The 16,357-nt window shown below is 68.9% G+C and carries 20 protein-coding genes and 1 pseudogene; 12 read left to right on the forward strand and 9 right to left on the reverse strand.

Translation table 11 applies throughout. From position 1 onward, the window contains the following. Window positions 1-405 (reverse strand): annotated as a pseudogene (locus tag RU09_RS02860) (glucose-6-phosphate isomerase); the annotation flags it as partial. A gap of 72 nt (window positions 406-477) precedes the next feature. On the opposite strand from RU09_RS02860, the gene RU09_RS02865 reads away from it, so the two are divergent. Both RU09_RS02865 and RU09_RS02870 read left to right on the forward strand, forming a co-directional pair. Continuing rightward, window positions 478-1,497: a hypothetical protein gene (locus RU09_RS02865; RefSeq protein WP_042537300.1), complete on the forward strand. Its 1,020-nt coding sequence runs from the start codon at window positions 478-480 to the stop codon at window positions 1,495-1,497. 50 nt (window positions 1,498-1,547) lie between these two features. After that, window positions 1,548-1,880 (forward strand): DUF7882 family protein, encoded by a 333-nt coding sequence (locus tag RU09_RS02870; RefSeq protein WP_042537301.1) that lies wholly within the window; start codon window positions 1,548-1,550, stop codon window positions 1,878-1,880. Between the two features lies 1 nt (window position 1,881). Here RU09_RS02870 and RU09_RS02875 read toward each other — a convergent pair whose 3' ends face one another. After that, on the reverse strand, window positions 1,882-2,493 hold the full coding sequence (locus tag RU09_RS02875; protein ID WP_042537302.1) for a flavodoxin family protein: 612 nt from the start codon (window positions 2,491-2,493) through the stop codon (window positions 1,882-1,884). Between the two features lie 105 nt (window positions 2,494-2,598). Here RU09_RS02875 and RU09_RS02880 point away from each other — a divergent pair, with 105 nt between their 5' ends. Beyond that, window positions 2,599-2,802 (forward strand): hypothetical protein, encoded by a 204-nt coding sequence (locus RU09_RS02880; RefSeq protein WP_042537303.1) that lies wholly within the window; start codon window positions 2,599-2,601, stop codon window positions 2,800-2,802. Here the strand turns inward: RU09_RS02880 and RU09_RS02885 are convergent, their stop codons facing one another. Genes RU09_RS02885 through RU09_RS02895 form a run of 3 tightly spaced genes read right to left on the reverse strand, consistent with a single transcriptional unit; the run spans window position 2,803 to window position 4,280 of the window. After that, window positions 2,803-3,405, reverse strand: a complete 603-nt coding sequence (locus RU09_RS02885) for a GNAT family N-acetyltransferase (protein ID WP_042537304.1) — start codon at window positions 3,403-3,405, stop codon at window positions 2,803-2,805. Between the two features lie 8 nt (window positions 3,406-3,413). Next, on the reverse strand, window positions 3,414-3,881 hold the full coding sequence (locus RU09_RS02890) for an ImmA/IrrE family metallo-endopeptidase (protein ID WP_082041020.1): 468 nt from the start codon (window positions 3,879-3,881) through the stop codon (window positions 3,414-3,416). A gap of 21 nt (window positions 3,882-3,902) precedes the next feature. Beyond that, window positions 3,903-4,280, reverse strand: coding sequence for a helix-turn-helix domain-containing protein (locus RU09_RS02895; RefSeq protein ID WP_228385547.1), 378 nt, complete (start codon window positions 4,278-4,280; stop codon window positions 3,903-3,905). A 94-nt stretch (window positions 4,281-4,374) separates the two neighbouring features. Here RU09_RS02895 and RU09_RS02900 point away from each other — a divergent pair, with 94 nt between their 5' ends. The 3 genes from RU09_RS02900 to RU09_RS02910 are packed head-to-tail and all read left to right on the forward strand — an operon-like array spanning window position 4,375 to window position 5,978. Further along, window positions 4,375-4,593 (forward strand): helix-turn-helix domain-containing protein, encoded by a 219-nt coding sequence (locus tag RU09_RS02900; protein ID WP_042537305.1) that lies wholly within the window; start codon window positions 4,375-4,377, stop codon window positions 4,591-4,593. Between the two features lie 9 nt (window positions 4,594-4,602). Then, window positions 4,603-5,532, forward strand: a complete 930-nt coding sequence (locus RU09_RS02905) for an aldo/keto reductase (RefSeq protein ID WP_042537306.1) — start codon at window positions 4,603-4,605, stop codon at window positions 5,530-5,532. A 38-nt stretch (window positions 5,533-5,570) separates the two neighbouring features. Further along, entirely contained in the window at window positions 5,571-5,978 is a 408-nt protein-coding gene (locus RU09_RS02910) for a PLD nuclease N-terminal domain-containing protein (RefSeq protein ID WP_042537307.1), read from the forward strand. Here RU09_RS02910 and RU09_RS02915 read toward each other — a convergent pair. Genes RU09_RS02915 through RU09_RS02925 form a run of 3 tightly spaced genes read right to left on the reverse strand, consistent with a single transcriptional unit; the run spans window position 5,975 to window position 8,208 of the window. Further along, window positions 5,975-6,961 carry an epimerase gene (locus RU09_RS02915; protein WP_269430298.1) on the reverse strand — a complete coding sequence of 329 codons (987 nt, stop codon included), beginning with the start codon at window positions 6,959-6,961 and terminating at the stop codon, window positions 5,975-5,977. The genes RU09_RS02910 and RU09_RS02915 overlap by 4 nt on opposite strands. Beyond that, the gene (locus RU09_RS02920; protein WP_042537309.1) at window positions 6,958-7,587 is read right to left on the reverse strand and encodes a DUF4166 domain-containing protein; all 630 of its coding nucleotides are present in this window, start codon (window positions 7,585-7,587) and stop codon (window positions 6,958-6,960) included. The genes RU09_RS02915 and RU09_RS02920 overlap by 4 nt, the downstream gene beginning before the upstream one ends. Window positions 7,588-7,596: 9 nt before the next feature. Next, a complete protein-coding gene (locus RU09_RS02925) occupies window positions 7,597-8,208 on the reverse strand; it encodes a TetR/AcrR family transcriptional regulator (RefSeq protein WP_042537311.1) in 612 nt (203 codons plus the stop codon). A gap of 110 nt (window positions 8,209-8,318) precedes the next feature. On the opposite strand from RU09_RS02925, the gene RU09_RS02930 reads away from it, so the two are divergent. Beyond that, complete coding sequence (locus RU09_RS02930; RefSeq protein ID WP_042537313.1) at window positions 8,319-9,125, forward strand: sugar phosphate isomerase/epimerase family protein; 807 nt, start codon at window positions 8,319-8,321, stop codon at window positions 9,123-9,125. Then, the gene (locus tag RU09_RS02935) at window positions 9,125-10,264 is read left to right on the forward strand and encodes a Gfo/Idh/MocA family protein (protein WP_042537315.1); all 1,140 of its coding nucleotides are present in this window, start codon (window positions 9,125-9,127) and stop codon (window positions 10,262-10,264) included. The genes RU09_RS02930 and RU09_RS02935 overlap by 1 nt, the downstream gene beginning before the upstream one ends. 29 nt (window positions 10,265-10,293) lie before the next feature. Here RU09_RS02935 and RU09_RS02940 read toward each other — a convergent pair whose 3' ends face one another. Then, a complete protein-coding gene (locus tag RU09_RS02940; RefSeq protein ID WP_042537317.1) occupies window positions 10,294-11,490 on the reverse strand; it encodes an ROK family transcriptional regulator in 1,197 nt (398 codons plus the stop codon). 113 nt (window positions 11,491-11,603) lie between these two features. Here RU09_RS02940 and RU09_RS02945 point away from each other — a divergent pair, with 113 nt between their 5' ends. Genes RU09_RS02945 through RU09_RS02960 form a run of 4 tightly spaced genes read left to right on the forward strand, consistent with a single transcriptional unit; the run spans window position 11,604 to window position 16,352 of the window. Further along, entirely contained in the window at window positions 11,604-12,713 is a 1,110-nt protein-coding gene (locus RU09_RS02945; protein WP_042537319.1) for a Gfo/Idh/MocA family protein, read from the forward strand. Next, entirely contained in the window at window positions 12,710-14,218 is a 1,509-nt protein-coding gene (locus tag RU09_RS02950) for a sugar ABC transporter ATP-binding protein (RefSeq protein ID WP_042537446.1), read from the forward strand. Before RU09_RS02945 ends, RU09_RS02950 begins: the two co-directional genes overlap by 4 nt. Next, a complete protein-coding gene (locus tag RU09_RS02955; protein WP_042537320.1) occupies window positions 14,215-15,297 on the forward strand; it encodes an ABC transporter permease in 1,083 nt (360 codons plus the stop codon). Before RU09_RS02950 ends, RU09_RS02955 begins: the two co-directional genes overlap by 4 nt. Further along, window positions 15,294-16,352 (forward strand): ABC transporter permease, encoded by a 1,059-nt coding sequence (locus RU09_RS02960; RefSeq protein WP_042537322.1) that lies wholly within the window; start codon window positions 15,294-15,296, stop codon window positions 16,350-16,352. The genes RU09_RS02955 and RU09_RS02960 overlap by 4 nt, the downstream gene beginning before the upstream one ends. The last annotated feature ends 5 nt before the right edge of the window (window positions 16,353-16,357 follow it).

Consider the following 16,357-nt stretch of genomic DNA (forward strand, 5'->3'; position numbering starts at 1 on the left):
AACCCGGGCGGCGAACGCGCTGAGCGAGTCGAGCACGGCATGCACATCGGCATCCACGTCCTGTCCGTCGACGACGAGCGCGGGGGAGGCCCCGGCCGGTCGGCGCAGTGCGGTGTGCAGCACAGCCCGGTCTTCGGACGTGTTGAGATGGCTCCCCTCGAGCATCGCGGCGTAGCGCTCGGCGACACCCGTCTGCTCGGCGAGGCGCAGCAGCGCGGCCAGAACCTCATCGGTGACGAGGTTCTTCGACAGATCGACATGGAGGTCCGCGAGCGGGAACGAGAGACGTTCAGCGCGGTCCGGATCGGCGGCGAACCAGCCCCGCAGATCGGCGGTGATCGACTCGCGCAGCGCGGCGAGCTCGGACCAGGCGGGAGTGTGTGTCGGATCAACAGGAGCGGTCATGGATCCACGGTACTGCCGCACGCGACCCGAAGCGCCCGCGATGACGTCGGGTCTCGTCCTAGGATTGCTGCGATGACCGACACCGCGCCCGAGACGACCTCGGAGAGGCGGCTGAGGCGCGAGGTCGGTCGCCGGTTCGTGCGTGCTCCGTTCGCATGGGGACTGCTGTTCCTGATCGCCGCGATGGTCTGGACCATCGCGGGCGACGACCTGAGCTTCTTCCCGTTCCTGCTCATGCTGCTCGGTGGCTGGAGCGTCGCGTTCTCGTTCGTCAACGCGACGATGGAGATGCGCCCGGTGCGCACCGGCGTCGCGGTGCATCTCGGTGTCGCGGTCGGCCTGACTGCCGGGATGATCCTCGTGATCGAGTCCGACGACGGGCTGCTGGCAGGGCTGCCCGACCCGGTGAGCGCGGTCGTCGTCGTGCTGCAGATCGCCGCCGGCCCCGCAGCCGGGTGGATCTGGCTCGCGCTCCTCTCGCGCCTCACCGATCTCATCGGGCGACGCGATGCGAAGCGACGACCGCCTCCCGCTGCACCCGAGTGGGAGCGGGAGGAGGGCCGCGACGGCTCCGGCGTCGAGTTCACGGCCCTCGACCTGCGGATGCGGACGCTGACACTCGCCATCGTGGGCGTGGTCCTGGTCGTCGGCCTCGCGGGAACGGCTCTGCTCATCGCCTTCGACGACGCGGTGATGCGCGTCGGGGCCCGTCTCGCGATCATCCTGGTGGGCGTCGTCGTCGGCCTGCCGATCTATCTGCTGCTCAGAGGAGCGCTCCGCCGTCGTACGCTCTCGTGCGGCGTCGCATTCGGCACTGACGAGCTGCGCATCCGTGCGGGGACCGCGACGCACCGCATCCCGTTCCGTCACCTGCAGCACCTCGTCTGGCGAACCCGCTCGGACTACGCCCGCATCGAGGTGCGGGGTGCGGGCGTCGACCTCTCGCTGATCGCCGGGCTCGCCGCGCCGTCGCCGGGCCGCACCGGCGAGCTGCCCGCGCTGCCGCGCCGCGTCTTCCGCCGGCTCGAACTCGCGGGATTGCGCGTCGAACGGTCTCGCCGTGATGAGGTCGTGACGTTCCGTCGCGTCTGATCACGCCTGCGTGTACACGATGACGCGTACCCCGGGGTACGGTTTCCTTCATGGGAAGACTGCGATATGACGGCACATCGGAGCCGATCCTCATCGACGACGAGACACTGGCTCATCTGAAGGTCGTCGTCGGCACGAAACTCCGCCGCCAGGAGAGCTTCATGATGACCTGGCTTCCTTCCGAGGGCGGCGATCCTGGGCGCGTCACGGTATGGATCCACCCGGCGATCCCCCTGCAGTTCCTCTTCACGTCAGCGGAACCCCAGGCCATCCAGAAGCCCCGCGTCGAGGAGATCATGCACGCGCTCAACGCGACCGGGGAACTCGTGATCGACGACTACGTGCAGGCGAAGATCGCCGACGGGAGCAAGGCGAAGTCCTGACCTACTCGGCCGGGTAGCCGTCCGCCTTGAGCAGGCCTGCCAGGCGCGCCGCGTTGCGCGCGGCTGTCGCCGTCGCCTGGGCGACCTTCTCGGGGGTCTCGTCGAGATCCTTGTAGTCGACGGTCTGCATCGCCTCCCCGTTCCAGTAGACCGATGCCTGGGCAGGCACGGAGTATCCGACGTCGTTCAGAGACTGGAACAGGATCGCGGCGATGTGGTGTGCGCCGTCCTCGTTGCCGACGATGCCGGCGAGCGCGACCTTGTCGAAGAGGATCGGTCGTCCTGCGTCGTCCGTCTCGCTCAGCTCCGCGTCGAGGCGTTCGAGCACCCGCTGGGCGACACTCGACTGCTGTCCCATCCAGGTGGGCGTCAGGAGAACCAGGATGTCGGCGGCATGAACCTTCTCGCGCAACGTGGGCCACTGGTCGTCTCCGCCCATGTCGGCCTCGACGCCGGGGCTGATGACGTGGTCTACGGCGCGCACGAGCTCGCCGGTCACTCCGTGCTCGGCGAGCGCTGAGAGGATCTGCGAACCGAGAAGGTCGGTGCTCGATTCCGCGGGGGAGGGCTTGAGAGTGCAGGAGATGGCGAGGGCAGTCAGTTGTGCGGTCATCCCTGCACGAAATCATCGTCGACGCCGATAGCCCAGGGGGTTCCGTCGCTGGCAGGTGTGCGCTAGACGGTATCCTGGATGACGGCCGCTACGACAGGAGATCCCGTGATCCTCAGCTTCATCTTCTTCATGATCCTCTTCCTCGGAGGCATCTGGCTCATGGGGCTCGCGCAGTCGCTCGAGGACTTCCAGGCGATCGTCTTCGTCGGTGGACTTCTCATCACCAGCCTGTCGCTCGCATTCATGATGCGTGCAGGTGGTTCGGCCACTCGTCGCAAGGACAACTGGTCGGGCAACGCCACCGAGTGATCAGCGTCGTCTGGCCAGCCTCGCCTCGAGGTTGGCCCGCACTGCGGGCCATTCCGGTTCGATGATCGAGAACTCGACGCTGTCGCGCAGTGCGCCGTTGCGGTACCGGCTCATCGCGCGCATGACGCCGTCCTGCTTCGCTCCCAGGCGTTCGATCGCGGCGCGCGACTGGAAGTTGACCCACTGAGTGGTCAGGCCCACCCGGAAGACGCCGAGCTCTTCGAATGCGTGCCGGAGCAGCAGCAGCTTCGACTCGGCGTTGGTGCCCGTTCCGTGCGCCGACGGGCGGTTCCAGGTGTACCCGATGTGCAGCCGTGGGACGTCACCCTCGAGGTCGTAGTACGAGGTGAGGCCGAGGATGCGCCCCGAGGCGTCGAACGCCGTGAAGGGGATCATGCCGCCGCTCTCGATCAGACCGATGCGACGGTCGATCTCGGCGGCGAGTCCGTCGGGAGAGGGCACGGAGGTGTACCAGGCCTGCTTCCACAGATCGCCTTCGCGCAGCGCGTCGAGGAGTCCGTCGTGATGCGAGGTCTCCAGCGGGCGGAGCTCGACGAGGCGTCCGGTGAGCGTGATCGGGGCCGGAGTGGTGCGGAAGGTCATGCAGCCATTCAATCAGCGCGGCGCCCGGTGGCGGATCCCGCGATCAGGGTGCGGTGCTCCCACTGGCCTCGGCCCATCTTCGCGCCGACGTACGTGGCGTCGCCGACGCGGCGGAGCAGCCGCTGGTAGGCGGTCACGATCTCGATCGTCACCCCCAGCTCGAACGCGAGGCTGGCCGGGTGGGTGCCTCGCGCCTTCTCGGCCTCGGCGTAGGCGTCGGCGCTGATCAGCAGGCGCGCAGCCCACTCGTCGGCGCGTCGCTCCTGTCGCGCACGGATCGACGGGTCTGCCGTGGGAGTGTGGCCGAGCACGGCGTGCGCCAGCTCGTGGGCGATCACGCTGCTGGTCGCTCTCCGGCTGAGTCCGGGGGAGACGCGGATGGTCGCCGTCTGCGGTTCGTAGCCGCCGTGGCACCGACCTCGGCGTTCGACGAGGTGCAGCCCGTTCTGTTCGAGCAGGCGGAGGAGGGCCTCCATGGTCCTCCTCGTCGCAGGTCGTCAGTCGTAGAGATCGTCGGTGTCGTCGGCGTGGGCGAGGGGAGACTCGAACGCGACTTCGGATCGATCCTCGCGTCGACCACGGACATCGGTGCGGGGGTGGAGCGGGGTGATGGTGGCGCCGCCGCGCTCGACCTCGGAGCGAAGCCGCTCTTCCGCACGGGTGATCATGATGTGGGGAGCGATGTCGAGCGACGCGCTGACCGCGTACACGATGGGGACCGGGATGGAACGCTTGCCCGTGACGTAATTGTCGAGCGCGCTCCTGGCGATGCCGATCTCGCGTGCCATCGCGGCGATGCTGCTGCCTGCGGCGCCGATCTCGGCACGGAGCTGGCGGCCGACTGCCGCGTTGAACTGCTCACCCGGTGTCTTCACGTGAGTCACGATAGCACCGAGATGAAGCCAGGATGCCGTCATACTGGCGCCATCGATGCTTGATGTGCTACGCCTGCGGCGATACTGTCTATGAATGACGACAGATGTGCGACGTGTGGTGGCTGATGCGGTCGAAGAGGAACTGCTGCGGGCTGGGCGCAGCAGCCAGTGGCTCTCGGCGCGCGTGGGCATCACCGGCACCGAGCTGCGGCGGAAGCTCGCGGGCGAGGTCGACTTCACCGTCACCGATCTGGCCGAGATCGCGCAGGCGCTCGGCATCGCAGTCGCACAGCTCACCCCTCGTCCGCACTAGCGTGGGGGTATGAAGACCATCCCGTTCGGATCCGCCACTGCCCCCGCCGTCGTCGCCGGAATGATGCGCATCGATGACAAGGATGACGCGCAGATCCGCGAACTCTACGACACGGCCCGCGGCGCAGGCATCGACTTCTTCGACCACGCCGACATCTACGGCGGAAGCATGCACTTCTGTGAGGGCCGCTTCGCCGAGGCGCTGGGGCTGAGCGCCGCCGAGCGCGACGAGATCGTGCTGCAGACCAAGTGCGGCATCAACCCCGCTGAGGGCACGTTCGACTTCTCGTACGATCACATCGTCCGCCAGGTCGAGGGGTCGCTCGCGGCGCTGCGCACCGAGCACATCGACGTGCTGCTGCTGCATCGCCCGGATGCGCTGGTCGAACCCGAAGAGGTGGCCAGGGCGTTCGACGAGCTCGAGGCCGCGGGCAAGGTCCGCGCGTTCGGCGTCTCGAACCACACCCCTCGGCAGATCGATCTGCTCCGCACCGCCGTCACCCAGCCCCTGGTCGCCAACCAGCTGCAGCTCTCGATCACGCACGCGCCGATCCTCGCGCAGCCCGTCGCCGCGAACATGGCCGGCGAAGACCAGAGCATCGTCCGCGACGGTGGCGGCATCGTCGAGTACTGCCGCATTAACGGCATCACGATCCAGGCCTGGTCGCCGTTCCAGGGCGGATTCTTCACGGGCGTCTTCCTCGGAAACCCCGAGTATGCGGAGCTCAACGGGGTGATCGATCGTCTGGCGGCGTCGTACGGAGTCGCACCGATCGCGATCGCGACGGCGTGGATCACGCGTCACCCCGCCAAGATGCAGGTCGTGCTCGGCACCACGACTCCGCAGCGCGTGCAGGACGCCGCAGCGGGTGCCGACATCGAGCTCACCCGGGCCGAGTGGTACGAGCTGTTCCGCGCGGCCGGTCACCTGCTGCCCTAGCAGCGGCAAGACCCGGCCCGGTCGTCTACCCTGAACGCATGCCGTTCCTGTTCTCGCTCCTCGTCATCGCGCTGATGGTCGGCGCGATGGTCGACATCATCCGGAGAGACGACGCGCAGGTGAGGTACCTGCCGAAGATGGCGTGGGTCATCATCGTGATCCTGCTGCCCCTCATCGGCAGTCTGCTGTGGTTCGCGATCGGCAGGGAGTACTCCGAGGCCGGTCTTCGGATCCCGCGGATCCCCCGCATGCGGCCGGCTGCTCGACCTGCGGCTGCTCGACCGGAACCGCGCCCGACACCGCCCGTCGACGCCCGCAGCACCGAGCAGCAGATCGCCGATCTCGATCGCGAGATCGAGGAGTGGCGGCTGCGTCAGGAGATCGAGAAGCGCAGGCGCGAAGGCGGCGGAGACTCGTCGAGCGGGACGACTGACGCGCCTCGCTAGCGGACGCGCTCGAGATCGAACGACTCCCGCAGGGCGTCTTCGAGGTCCGGGTACGCGAACTCGAAGCCGGCGACCGTGAGCTTCTCGGGGATCACCCATCGGCTCTTGAGGATCAGCTCGGTCTCGGTGCGGATGGCGATGGCGCCGAGCTCGAGCATCCACCGGGGCATCGGCGGTCCGATGCGCACTCCGAGCACCCGCCGGACGGTCGCCATGAAGTCGGCGTTGTCCGTCGGATTCGGGGAGGCGGCGTTCACAGGGCCATCGAGCGTCGGCGTGACCTCGAGGAAGTCGATGATGCGGGCGATGTCCTCGACGTGCACCCAGCTGAACCGCTGCCGACCGCGGCGTGCTCCCGGGCGGTGCGCGGTGCCGGCGGCCCGGCGCGCGCGACTGATCGGCCACCGGCCGTCGTGCTGCGCCCCGCCGAGGCCGAGTCGTGCCAGGTTCTTCAGCGGGCCGAGCACGCCTCCGTGGCCCAGTACGATCGCGCTGCGCAGGGCCACCCGACGCGTGTGCGGCAGATCGTCGGCGAACAGGGCGCGCTCCCATGCCTTCGCGACCTCGACGGAGAACCCTGTGCCGATCTCGCCCGACGACTCGGTCATCGGTCGCTCCTCCGCATGGCGGTAGATCGTCGCCGTCGACGAGTTGATCCACAGCGGGGGAGGACTCGCGGCTCTTGCGATCGCGGAGCTCAGCGACGAGGTGGTGTCGAGACGCGAACGGAAGATCGCCGCGCGGTTCTCGGGCGTGTAGCGGCAGTTCACGCTCTTGCCCGCCAGGCCGATCACGAGCGATGCGCCGTCGACGGCGCGATCGATCGCCGCCTGGTCGCCCCAGGAGATGTCGGCGCCCGAGCGCGAGATCGTGATGACCTCCCGCCCGGCTGACTGCAGGTGCGGGATCAGGTACTGCCCCATGAAACCGGTCGAGCCGCCGATCACGACGGGGCCTGAGGCGAGGGGTGTCGGATCTGTCACGGAGTCTCGCTCTCGATCGCGTACTCGAAGAAGCCGGTGTACTCGTAGACGCGACCGAGCAGAGGGGCATCGATGGTCATGTTCACGTGGTGCCGTTCACGCTGCTCGTCCCAGCGCTCGACGAGGCCGATGCGCGGACGAAGGAAACGCGGGGCCGCGATGCGCAGCCGCCCGAAACGCATCCCGACGCGGCGGATGGTCAGTACGACCGCGCCGCCGCGCACGTCGATGTCGAAGGTCGTGACGACCGTGCGATGAGGGCCGATCTCGTTGCGCAGGATGCGGTTCGCGCCGAGCGAGACGATGTCGGGCATGACCCACGTGCGCCCCGGAAGGTCGAAGTGCCTCACCGCCAGGGCCTCGCCCGCGACCGTGCGGTTCTCGATGCGGAACGGCACGTCGTGCTCCCACCCGGCGAACGCGACTCCGAGAGACTCCGCGATGCGGAACACGGGCCAGAGCCAGCGATGACGGGATCCCGCGGTCGTGAAGACCCCGGTGCCGACACCGACGTGGCCTTCGGGGATCGTGCGGAAGTACCAGGCGGTCTTCGGGTGGAGTTCCGAGATGCGGTCGCCGAGCGCGCGCTCGTAGGGCGAACGTCGATCCGTGCCTGGTGCTGTCACGCCTTCACCCTATCGAGCGGTCGGCCGCAGCAGCCGGTCGAGCAGCGCGAGCGCCTCGTGCTGCGGGGCGGTGTCATCGAGCAGCCACTGCGTCTGCAGGCCGTCGGAGGCGGCGACCACCAGGGCGGCGACGGCCTCGGCATCCACGTCCTCCCGCATGCGTCCGGTGCTCTGCTGTTCCCGCACGACCGCGGCCATGTCCGCTCGCAACCGCGCGAATCGAGTCGTCGCGAACTCGCGGGCGGCCGGGTGCCCTTCTTCGAGAGCAGCGGCGACCAGCATCGAATACAGCTGCACGAGACCGGGCACCTCGCGGTTGGTGCGCGCGGACTCGATCATCCGCTCGACGGGGGTCGCATCCGGCTGAAAAGCGTCGGGATGCTGGCGCTCTGGTGCCGTGCTCTCCTGGTAGACCGCGACGAGCAGCTCTTCGAGCGACCCGAAGTAGTGCGTGAGGGCTGAGTGGGTGACGCCGACGGCGCTCGCGATGGAGCGCAGGCTCGTGCGGTCTGCCCCGCGCTCGGCGAAGACCTCGATGGCGCGATCGAGGATCTCCTGACGACGGGCGATGCCCTTCGCATACGCACCGCGTTGCCGTGGGCGATCCTGATCGTCGGTCATGGTGAGAGTGTAACGACACGAAAACTTCCGCGCGGAGGTATTTGGTGATAGCGTGCTCGGACAGACGGGCGAAGACGGCCCGCACGTCACCGACGACCGAAGGAGACCCCGTGGCGATTCAGACTTCCATCCAGCTGTTCACGATCAAGGATCAGCTCGAGACCGACCTCGAGGGCTCACTGAAAGAGGTCGCCGCGCGAGGCTTCACGGCCGTCGAGCCCTATGACTTCGTGCGTCGTGCGCAGCCGCTCGCCGATGCGCTGGCCGACGCGGGTCTCACCGCGCCCTCGGGGCACGCGTTCCTCGCCTCCGAGTCGTTCGTGAACCCGGACGGCAGCGGCACCACGCTTCCCGTGCCCTCGCCCGCTGAGGTGTTCGCCGCCGCGAAGGTGCTCGGCATGGACACGGTCATCGACCCGTACACCGAGCCCGCGCGCTGGGAGACGGTCGAGCAGATCGAGGAGACCGCACGTCTGCTCAACGAGGCGGCCGCCGTGGGCGCCACCGTCGACGTGCGCGTCGGCTATCACAACCACGCCCACGAGCTCGAGGCCGTCTTCGACGGGGTCACCGGACTCGAGGTGCTCGCGGGCCTGCTCGACGAGCGCGTCGTGCTCGAGGTCGACCTGTACTGGGTCGCCCGCGGCGGCGTCGACCCGGTCGCTCTTCTGCAGCGTCTGGGCGACCGGGTCATCGCCGTGCACGCCAAGGACGGCACGCTCGATCCCTCGCTGCTGAGCGCCTACCCGCCCGCCGACCAGGTCGCGGCAGGAGAGGGCGTGGTCCCGCTGGTCGAGGCCATCGCCGCAGCCCCGGCACTCGAGCTCGCGATCGTGGAGTTCGACCACTTCGACGGCGACCTCTGGGACGCCATCGAGCGCAGCCGCGTCTACCTCGACGAGAAGGTGGCCGGCTGATGGCGATCGGCAACGGGCCCGTCGGCGTCGGCATCATCGGCGCGGGCAACATCAGCGACCAGTACCTGTCGAACCTGACCACGTTCCCCGACGTGCGGGTGCTCGCCATCGGCGACCTGCTCGAGGAGCGCGCGAAGGCGCAGGCGGAGAAGTACGGCGTCCCGCGGGCGGGCGGCGTCGAGCTCGTGCTGAACGACCCCGAGATCGACATCGTGGTGAACCTGACGATCCCCGCGGTGCATGTCGAGGTGTCCGAGGCGATCCTCGCCGCAGGCAAGCACGTGTGGACCGAGAAGCCGATCGGCGTCAGCCGCGACGAGTCGCTGCGCCTGCTGCAGAAGGCGGATGCCGCGGGGCTGCGCGTCGGCGTCGCGCCAGACACGGTCCTCGGGCCGGGCGTGCAGACGGCGAAGCGCGCCATCGCCCGGGGTGACATCGGTCGTCCGCTGTTCGCCCAGACCACGTTCCAATGGCAGGGGCCGGAGATCTTCCACCCGAACCCCGCGTTCCTGTACGCCAAGGGCGCGGGGCCGCTGCTCGACATGGGGCCGTACTACGTCTCGGCTCTCGTGCACGTGTTCGGACCGGTCGCCGCCGTCGCCGCGCTCGGTCTCCAGGGCAGCCCGACCCGCACCGTGCAGGTCGGCGAGCTCGCCGGTCAGGAGTTCCCCGTCGAGATCCCGTCGACGCTGAGCGTGCTGATGGACTTCGAGCAGGGTGGACAGGCGCAGAGCCTGTACAGCACCGACTCGCCGCTGCTGCGCACGGGCATCGTCGAGATCACCGGCACCGAGGGGACGATCGTGATCCCCGACCCGAACACCTTCGGAGGCGAGATCACCATCACCCGGCCGCTGACGCAGGCCTTCGTGCCGCCGGCGCCCATGACGCAGGAGGTCGTCGACGTGGTCCAGGAAGGCGTGCTCTCGGGTCGCGGCGTCGGTCTGCTCGACATGGCGCGTTCGATCGCCGCCGACCGCCCGCATGTCGCGACCGGTGAGTTCGGCTACCACGTGCTCGACACCCTGCTGTCGATCGAAGAGGCCGCCGAATCGCGCAGCTTCGTGCAGGTCGCGAGCACGATCGACGAGGTCGGCTCACTCGACGCCGACTTCGACCCGTTCGAGGCGACGCTCTGAGATCGGCCGATGTGGTGACGAGGGCGCGGTCAGCGCGCCTTCGTCACCACATAGCGGTCGACGCTCGCGGGTGAGAGCACCTCGCGGGCGACCATGATCGCGGCCCCGAGCACGGCGGCCCTGTCGCCCGCCTGCGACTGCACGATGGCCAGATGCTGGGTCGCCAGCGGGATGGACCGTCTGTAGACGACCTCGCGCACCCCGGCGAGCAGGTGCTCGCCGGCCCTGGCGATGCTGCCGCCGAGCACGATGATCGACGGATTGAGCAGATTGACCACCGTCGCCAGGACCTCGCCCACATCGCGTCCCGCCTGCCGTGTCGCCTCGATGGCTGCGGCATTGCCGGAGCGCACCAGCTCGATCACATCGGCCGGGCTGTGCGCCTCGTGCCCCGCGCCGCGCAGCGCCGTCGCGAGGGCCGACCCGCTCGCGAGCGCCTCGAGGTCGCGCTCGTCGCCGGGTTCCCTGGTGGACCCGGCCACTCTCGGCACCTGGACATGCCCCATGTCGCCGGCTGAGCCCTGCGCCCCCCGTTGCAGCTGCCCGCCGGCGATGATGCCGGCTCCGATGCCGGTCGAGACCTTCACGAAGATCAGGTCGTCGACGTGCGGCCACATCGTCGCGTGCTCGCCGAGGGCGAGGATGTTCACGTCGTTGTCGACCAGCACCGGCACGTCGAACGTGCGCTGCACGTAGCCGGGGACGTCGAAGCGGTCCCAGCCGGGCATGATCGGAGGGTTGGTCGGCCGACCCGTCGAGTGCTCGACGGGCCCGGGCACGCCGATCCCGATGCCGAGCAGCGGGATGCCTACGGCCGCCGGAGTCTCGAGCAGGGTCGCCCCGTCGGCGAGGATCACGTCGAGCAGATTGTCCGGTCCGTCGGCGATGTCGATCGTGCGTGTGCGCGAATCGAGGATCACGCCGGCGAGATCCGCGACGGCGATCGTGGCATGGGTGGCGCCGAGGTCGACGGCGAGCACGACTCCGGCGCGGGAATTGAAGGCCAGCCGCGCCGGCGGACGCCCGCCGGTCGAGACGGCCTCGCCCGCAGGGCGAAGGAGGTCCGCGGCGAGCAGGGCGTCGACGCGCAGCGCGACGGTCGAACGGGCGAGGCCGGTGATGGCTGCGAGCTCGGCCTTGGTGCGAGCGGTGCCGTCGCGAAGGATCTGGAAGATCTCGCCGGCGCCGGGGTTCGCTGCCGCGGCGGTGCGGAGTGCGTCGACCATTGCGTCAGTAAACCACAGACTTGGAACAGGGCTCGATCGACTTCCGATTCGTTACAAAGAACTTTTGACGGAGGTCTAGCAAAAGTCGGAGCGCCTGTGTCAGACTCACCCGCATGACAACGGATGTCACTGACACCGGTCTCGGGACGATCCGAGCCGGCATCCTCGGCGGGGGATTCATGGCACGCGTGCATCGCACCGCGGCCAGGGACGCGGGCGGCGAGCTCCGCGCCGTCGCCACCCGCTCCGCCTCGGGCGGACGACTGGCCGCAGACGAACTGGGTGCCGCGCGCGCCGAGGTCGATGCCGCCGCGCTCCTCGACGCCGACGACATCGACGTCGTGCACATCTGCACCCCCAACGCCACACACGCCGCACTGGCACTCCGAGCGCTCGAGTCCGGCAAGCACGTCATCTGCGAGAAGCCCCTGGCCACGAACGCCGCAGACGCCCGCAGGCTCGCCGAGACCGCGGCGTCGCGAGGGCGGGTCGGCGCGGTTCCCTTCGTCTACCGCTACCACCCGATGGTGCGCGAGGCGCGTGCCCGCGTCGCCAGGGGAGACATCGGCGAGCTTCTCACGCTCGACTGCTCGTATCTGCAGGACTGGATGCTGCATCCCACCGACGACGACTGGCGGGTGCGCTCGGCATCCGGCGGGTCGTCCCGGGCGTTCGCCGACATCGGTTCGCATCTGTGCGACCTCATCGAGTTCGTGATCGGCCAGCGCATCAGCGCGCTGAGCGCGCGCACCCGCAGGGTGTTCGACGAGCGAGCGGGCCAGGCGGTCGACACCGAGGACATCGTCGCGATCCTCGTCGAGACGGAGTCCGGTGCCCTCGGCACGCTGCTCATCTCGCAGATGGCGGCCGGACGCAAGAACGCTCTGACGCTCGAGCTGCACGGATCCAGGCAGACACTCCGCTTCGAGCAGGAGCGGCCGGAGGAGCTGTGGATCGGCATGCGCGACGAGTCACGACTGCTGCTGCGCGATCCCGCCACGGCCGCGCCCGAATCGGCCCGCCTGCAGCGGGTGCCCTCGGGGCACGCGATGGGCTACCAGGATGCCTTCAACGGCTTCATCGCCGACGTGTACGCGGCGATCGGCGGTGCGAACCCCGAGGGGCTGCCGACGTTCGAGGACGGGTTCCGCTCGGCCGTGCTGACCGAGGCGGTCCTCGCCTCCGCGGCCGCTGACGGACGATGGACGGAGGTGGCGGCATGACCGCGACGATCACCCAGCCGGTGCTCGAGGTGTCGGGCATCCGCAAGTCGTTCTTCGGCGTCGAGGTGCTGAAGGGCATCGACTTCGACGTGCGTCCGGGTGAGGTGCACGGCCTCGTCGGCGAGAACGGCGCAGGCAAGTCGACTCTCATGAAGATCATCGCCGGGGTGCAACCCGCCGACGACGGCGTCGTGCGGTACCGCGGCGGAGAGGTGCGGTACGCGCACCCTCGACAGGCGATGGACGACGGCATCGTGACCGTCTTCCAGGAGTTCACCCTGCTGCCAGAGCGCACGGTCGCGCAGAACGTCTACCTCGGACGCGAGCCCCGCCGTGCCGGCTTCGTGGATCAGAAGGCGATGGTCCGCCGCACCGGCGAGCTGCTCGCCGATCTCGGTGTCTCGTTCATCGACCCCCAGGCGCGGGTCGGGTCGCTGACGGTCGCGGAGCAGCAGATCGTCGAGATCGTCAAGGCGCTCTCGTTCGAGGCGCAGGTCATCTCGATGGATGAGCCGACCGCCGCACTCAGCGATCGCGAGGTCGAGCTGCTCTACGCCATCATCCGTCGGCTCACCTCGCGCGGGGTGGCGGTGATCTACGTCTCGCACCGGCTGAAGGAGATCTTCGACCTGTGCGACCGCATCACGATTCTCAAGGACGGCGCTCTCGTGTCGACCGACGAGACGGGCGCGCTGACGACCGAGGAGCTCGTGCGCCGCATGGTCGGCCGCTCGATCCAGTCGTACTACCCGGATGCCGTTGCGGGCACGGTCGTGGGGGAGCCGCGTCTCGAGCTCGACGGCTGCGGCAACGCCTTCGTCGACGGGGTGTCGCTGACCCTGCGCGCGGGAGAGATCGTCGGACTCGCGGGACTCCAGGGCTCCGGGCGCACCGAACTGGTCGAAGGCATCTTCGGGATCGACCCGTTCGTGCGGGGCTCGATGCGGGTCGACGGCTCACCGGCGCGCATCACGAGCGCCAGGGCGGCAGTGCGCGCCGGGTTCGCGCTCGTCTCGGAGGACCGCAAGGCCCAGGGGCTCGCGCTGGGGCAGTCGGTGCTCGACAACGCCCTGCTCGTGACCCGCAGCGTCTTCGCTGCTCGCACCGCCTCGTCCAGGCGGGAGGTGCCCGGAGTGCTCAGCTCCCTGGAGATCAGCTCGAGGGGCGTCGACCAGGAGGTGCGGTTCCTCTCCGGCGGCAACCAGCAGAAGGTCGTCCTCGCCAAGTGGCTGCTCACCCAGCCGCAGATCGTGCTCTTCGACGAGCCGACCCGCGGCATCGACGTCGGTGCGAAGTACGCGGTGTACCAGCTCATGCGCGAGCTGGCGGCTCAGGGCAAGGCGGTGCTGATGGTGTCGAGCGAGCTGCCCGAGGTGATCGGCATGAGCGATCGGATCCTCGTGATGCACGACGGCGAGCTCGTCGCCGAGCTGCCCGCAGGGTCGGCCGAGCATGAGATCCTCGGCGCGGCCACGGGCGCCACCATCGACGGAGGTGCACGATGAAGCGGCTTCGGATCGACTCGACGGTCATCGTCCTCGGCATCCTGATCCTGACCCTCATCGTCGGCGCAATCCTCGTCGGCACCGTGGGGCGCAACTTCTTCAGCCCCGGGAACATCCGCGACATCCTCACCGGCATGAGCGTGCTCGGACTCGTCGCGATCGGCCAGACCCTGGTGGTGCTCGGAGCATCGCTCGATCTGTCGGTGACCTACGTCGTGAGTCTCTCGAGCCTGCTGGCTGCGACGATCATGAACGGGAACCCCTCGAACGTGCCGGCGGCCGTCGCCGTCACCCTGCTCGTCTGCGCAGGCATCGGCCTGGTCAACGGCCTGATCGTCACCGTGCTCAAGGTCAACGGCTTCATCGCCACCCTCGGCGTGGGGCTCGTTCTGCAGGGCATCCTCAACACCAACTTCGAGGGCTCGGCAGGCAGCGTGCCCTGGGAGTTCCAGCTCATCGGCGCCACCGGCGTCGGGCCCGTTCCCGTCTCGACGATCATCATGATCGCGCTCGCCGTGCTCGTCTGGTTCCTGCTCAACCGCACCCGCACCGGCGCCCATCTGTACGCGGTCGGCGGCGACCCGGAGATCGCCCGCCTGTCCGGTGTGCGCACCAAGCCGCCGCTGATCGCCGCGCACGTGCTGTGCTCGGTGTTCGCAGGGCTCGCCGGTCTGCTGCTCGCCAGCCGTCTCGGCGTCGGCAGCCCCACCGTCGGCCAGCAGGGCGGCTACGCGCTGCTGTCGATCGCCGCGGTCGTGCTCGGCGGCACGCTGCTGCTGGGCGGACGCGGCTCGATCTGGGGAGCGATCGGCGGCGTCGCGATCCTCGCGGTCGTCGACAACGTCATGAGCGTCATGCAGGTCAACCCGTTCCTGAAGGACGTCGTCCGCGGCGTCGTGATCGTCGCCGCGGTGGCGGTCTACAGCCGGCGCTCGATCGTCAGCCGCCGCCCGCGCTTCGGAGCAGGCGGCACGAGAACCGGGGGAGACGACGCCGCGAAGGCGGCCGAGTCCGAGATGGCGGCCGCCGCATCGGAGCTCGCCGATACGAACCCCGTGGCGGAAGGAGGACGCGCATGAACTCGCTGCGCACACTCGTGAGCCCTCGGGGCGCGGTGTTCCTGCTGCTCGTGATCCTGCTCGTGGCGGTCATGATCCTCAACCCGAGCTTCGCCGAGCCGGGCCAGGTCATGAGGTTCATCCAGCGCGTCGCCCCGATCGCGATCGTCGCCATCGGTCAGTACTTCGTCATCATCGCGGGCGAGTTCGACCTGTCGCAGGGCTCGCTGATCACGGCCCAGGTGATCATCGCCGGCAACCTCGTCGGGCAGGACGACTCGCGCACGATCCCCGTGCTGCTGCTCATGATCGTCTTCGGAGTGGTCGTCGGACTCGTCAACGGGGTCATCACGACGCTGCTCAAGGTGCCCTCCTTCATCGTCACGCTCGGCATGATGCTCGCCCTTCTCGGCGGCGTCATGTGGTGGACGGGCGGAGCGGCCACGGGAAACCCGGCAGACAGCTTCCGCGAGATCGGCCGCGGCGGCATCCGCGATGTGCCGCTTCTCGAGTTCATCCCGTGGGCGGTGTTCATCCTCATCGGCTGGCTCGCCCTCGGCATCTGGATCACCAAGCGCCCGCTCGGCAAGCTGCTCATCGCGGTGGGCGACAACGCCACGGCGGTCGACTTCGCCGGTGCGCGCAGCGCCTGGGTCACCACCCGCGCCTTCGTGATCTCGTCGCTGTCGGCGACGCTCTCGGCCGTGCTGCTCGTGGGATACGCCGGGGTGCACCCCTCGGTCGGCCGCGGCTACGAATTCGTCGCGATCACGGCCGTCGTCCTCGGTGGCGTCGTTCTGGGCGGCGGTCGAGGCTGGATCGTCGCGGCGGCTGCCGGTGCCTTCGCTCTCGAGGCCCTCTTCATGCTGCTGAACATCGCCGGTGTCCCGTCGACGCTGCGAGACGCCGTGCAGGGCGTCATCATCATCGCCGCCGTCGCCTACTCCGCCGTAGCCTTCCGCGCACGGCGCAAGCGAGGCCCGCAGACCTCTCTCGATCTCTCGACCGCAGAACCCGCACAGACCGCAGAACCCGCAACAACCAGCACCATCCACACAGAAACCAGAGGAGATTAGCAATG

It is taken from the genome of Microbacterium sp. MEJ108Y (assembly GCF_000834175.1).
Taxonomy (GTDB): Bacteria; Actinomycetota; Actinomycetes; order Actinomycetales; family Microbacteriaceae; genus Microbacterium; species Microbacterium forte.

Coding starts and splice junctions, on each gene's coding strand:
- RU09_RS02865 (WP_042537300.1), top strand. CDS start 478: ATGACCGACACCGCGCCCGAGACGACCTCGGAGAGGCGGCTGAGGCGC.
- RU09_RS02870 (WP_042537301.1), top strand. CDS start 1,548: ATGGGAAGACTGCGATATGACGGCACATCGGAGCCGATCCTCATCGAC.
- RU09_RS02875 (WP_042537302.1), bottom strand. CDS start 2,493: ATGACCGCACAACTGACTGCCCTCGCCATCTCCTGCACTCTCAAGCCC.
- RU09_RS02885 (WP_042537304.1), bottom strand. CDS start 3,405: ATGACCTTCCGCACCACTCCGGCCCCGATCACGCTCACCGGACGCCTC.
- RU09_RS02890 (WP_082041020.1), bottom strand. CDS start 3,881: ATGGAGGCCCTCCTCCGCCTGCTCGAACAGAACGGGCTGCACCTCGTC.
- RU09_RS02900 (WP_042537305.1), top strand. CDS start 4,375: ATGACGACAGATGTGCGACGTGTGGTGGCTGATGCGGTCGAAGAGGAA.
- RU09_RS02905 (WP_042537306.1), top strand. CDS start 4,603: ATGAAGACCATCCCGTTCGGATCCGCCACTGCCCCCGCCGTCGTCGCC.
- RU09_RS02910 (WP_042537307.1), top strand. CDS start 5,571: ATGCCGTTCCTGTTCTCGCTCCTCGTCATCGCGCTGATGGTCGGCGCG.
- RU09_RS02925 (WP_042537311.1), bottom strand. CDS start 8,208: ATGACCGACGATCAGGATCGCCCACGGCAACGCGGTGCGTATGCGAAG.
- RU09_RS02935 (WP_042537315.1), top strand. CDS start 9,125: ATGGCGATCGGCAACGGGCCCGTCGGCGTCGGCATCATCGGCGCGGGC.
- RU09_RS02940 (WP_042537317.1), bottom strand. CDS start 11,490: ATGGTCGACGCACTCCGCACCGCCGCGGCAGCGAACCCCGGCGCCGGC.
- RU09_RS02945 (WP_042537319.1), top strand. CDS start 11,604: ATGACAACGGATGTCACTGACACCGGTCTCGGGACGATCCGAGCCGGC.
- RU09_RS02950 (WP_042537446.1), top strand. CDS start 12,710: ATGACCGCGACGATCACCCAGCCGGTGCTCGAGGTGTCGGGCATCCGC.
- RU09_RS02955 (WP_042537320.1), top strand. CDS start 14,215: ATGAAGCGGCTTCGGATCGACTCGACGGTCATCGTCCTCGGCATCCTG.
- RU09_RS02960 (WP_042537322.1), top strand. CDS start 15,294: ATGAACTCGCTGCGCACACTCGTGAGCCCTCGGGGCGCGGTGTTCCTG.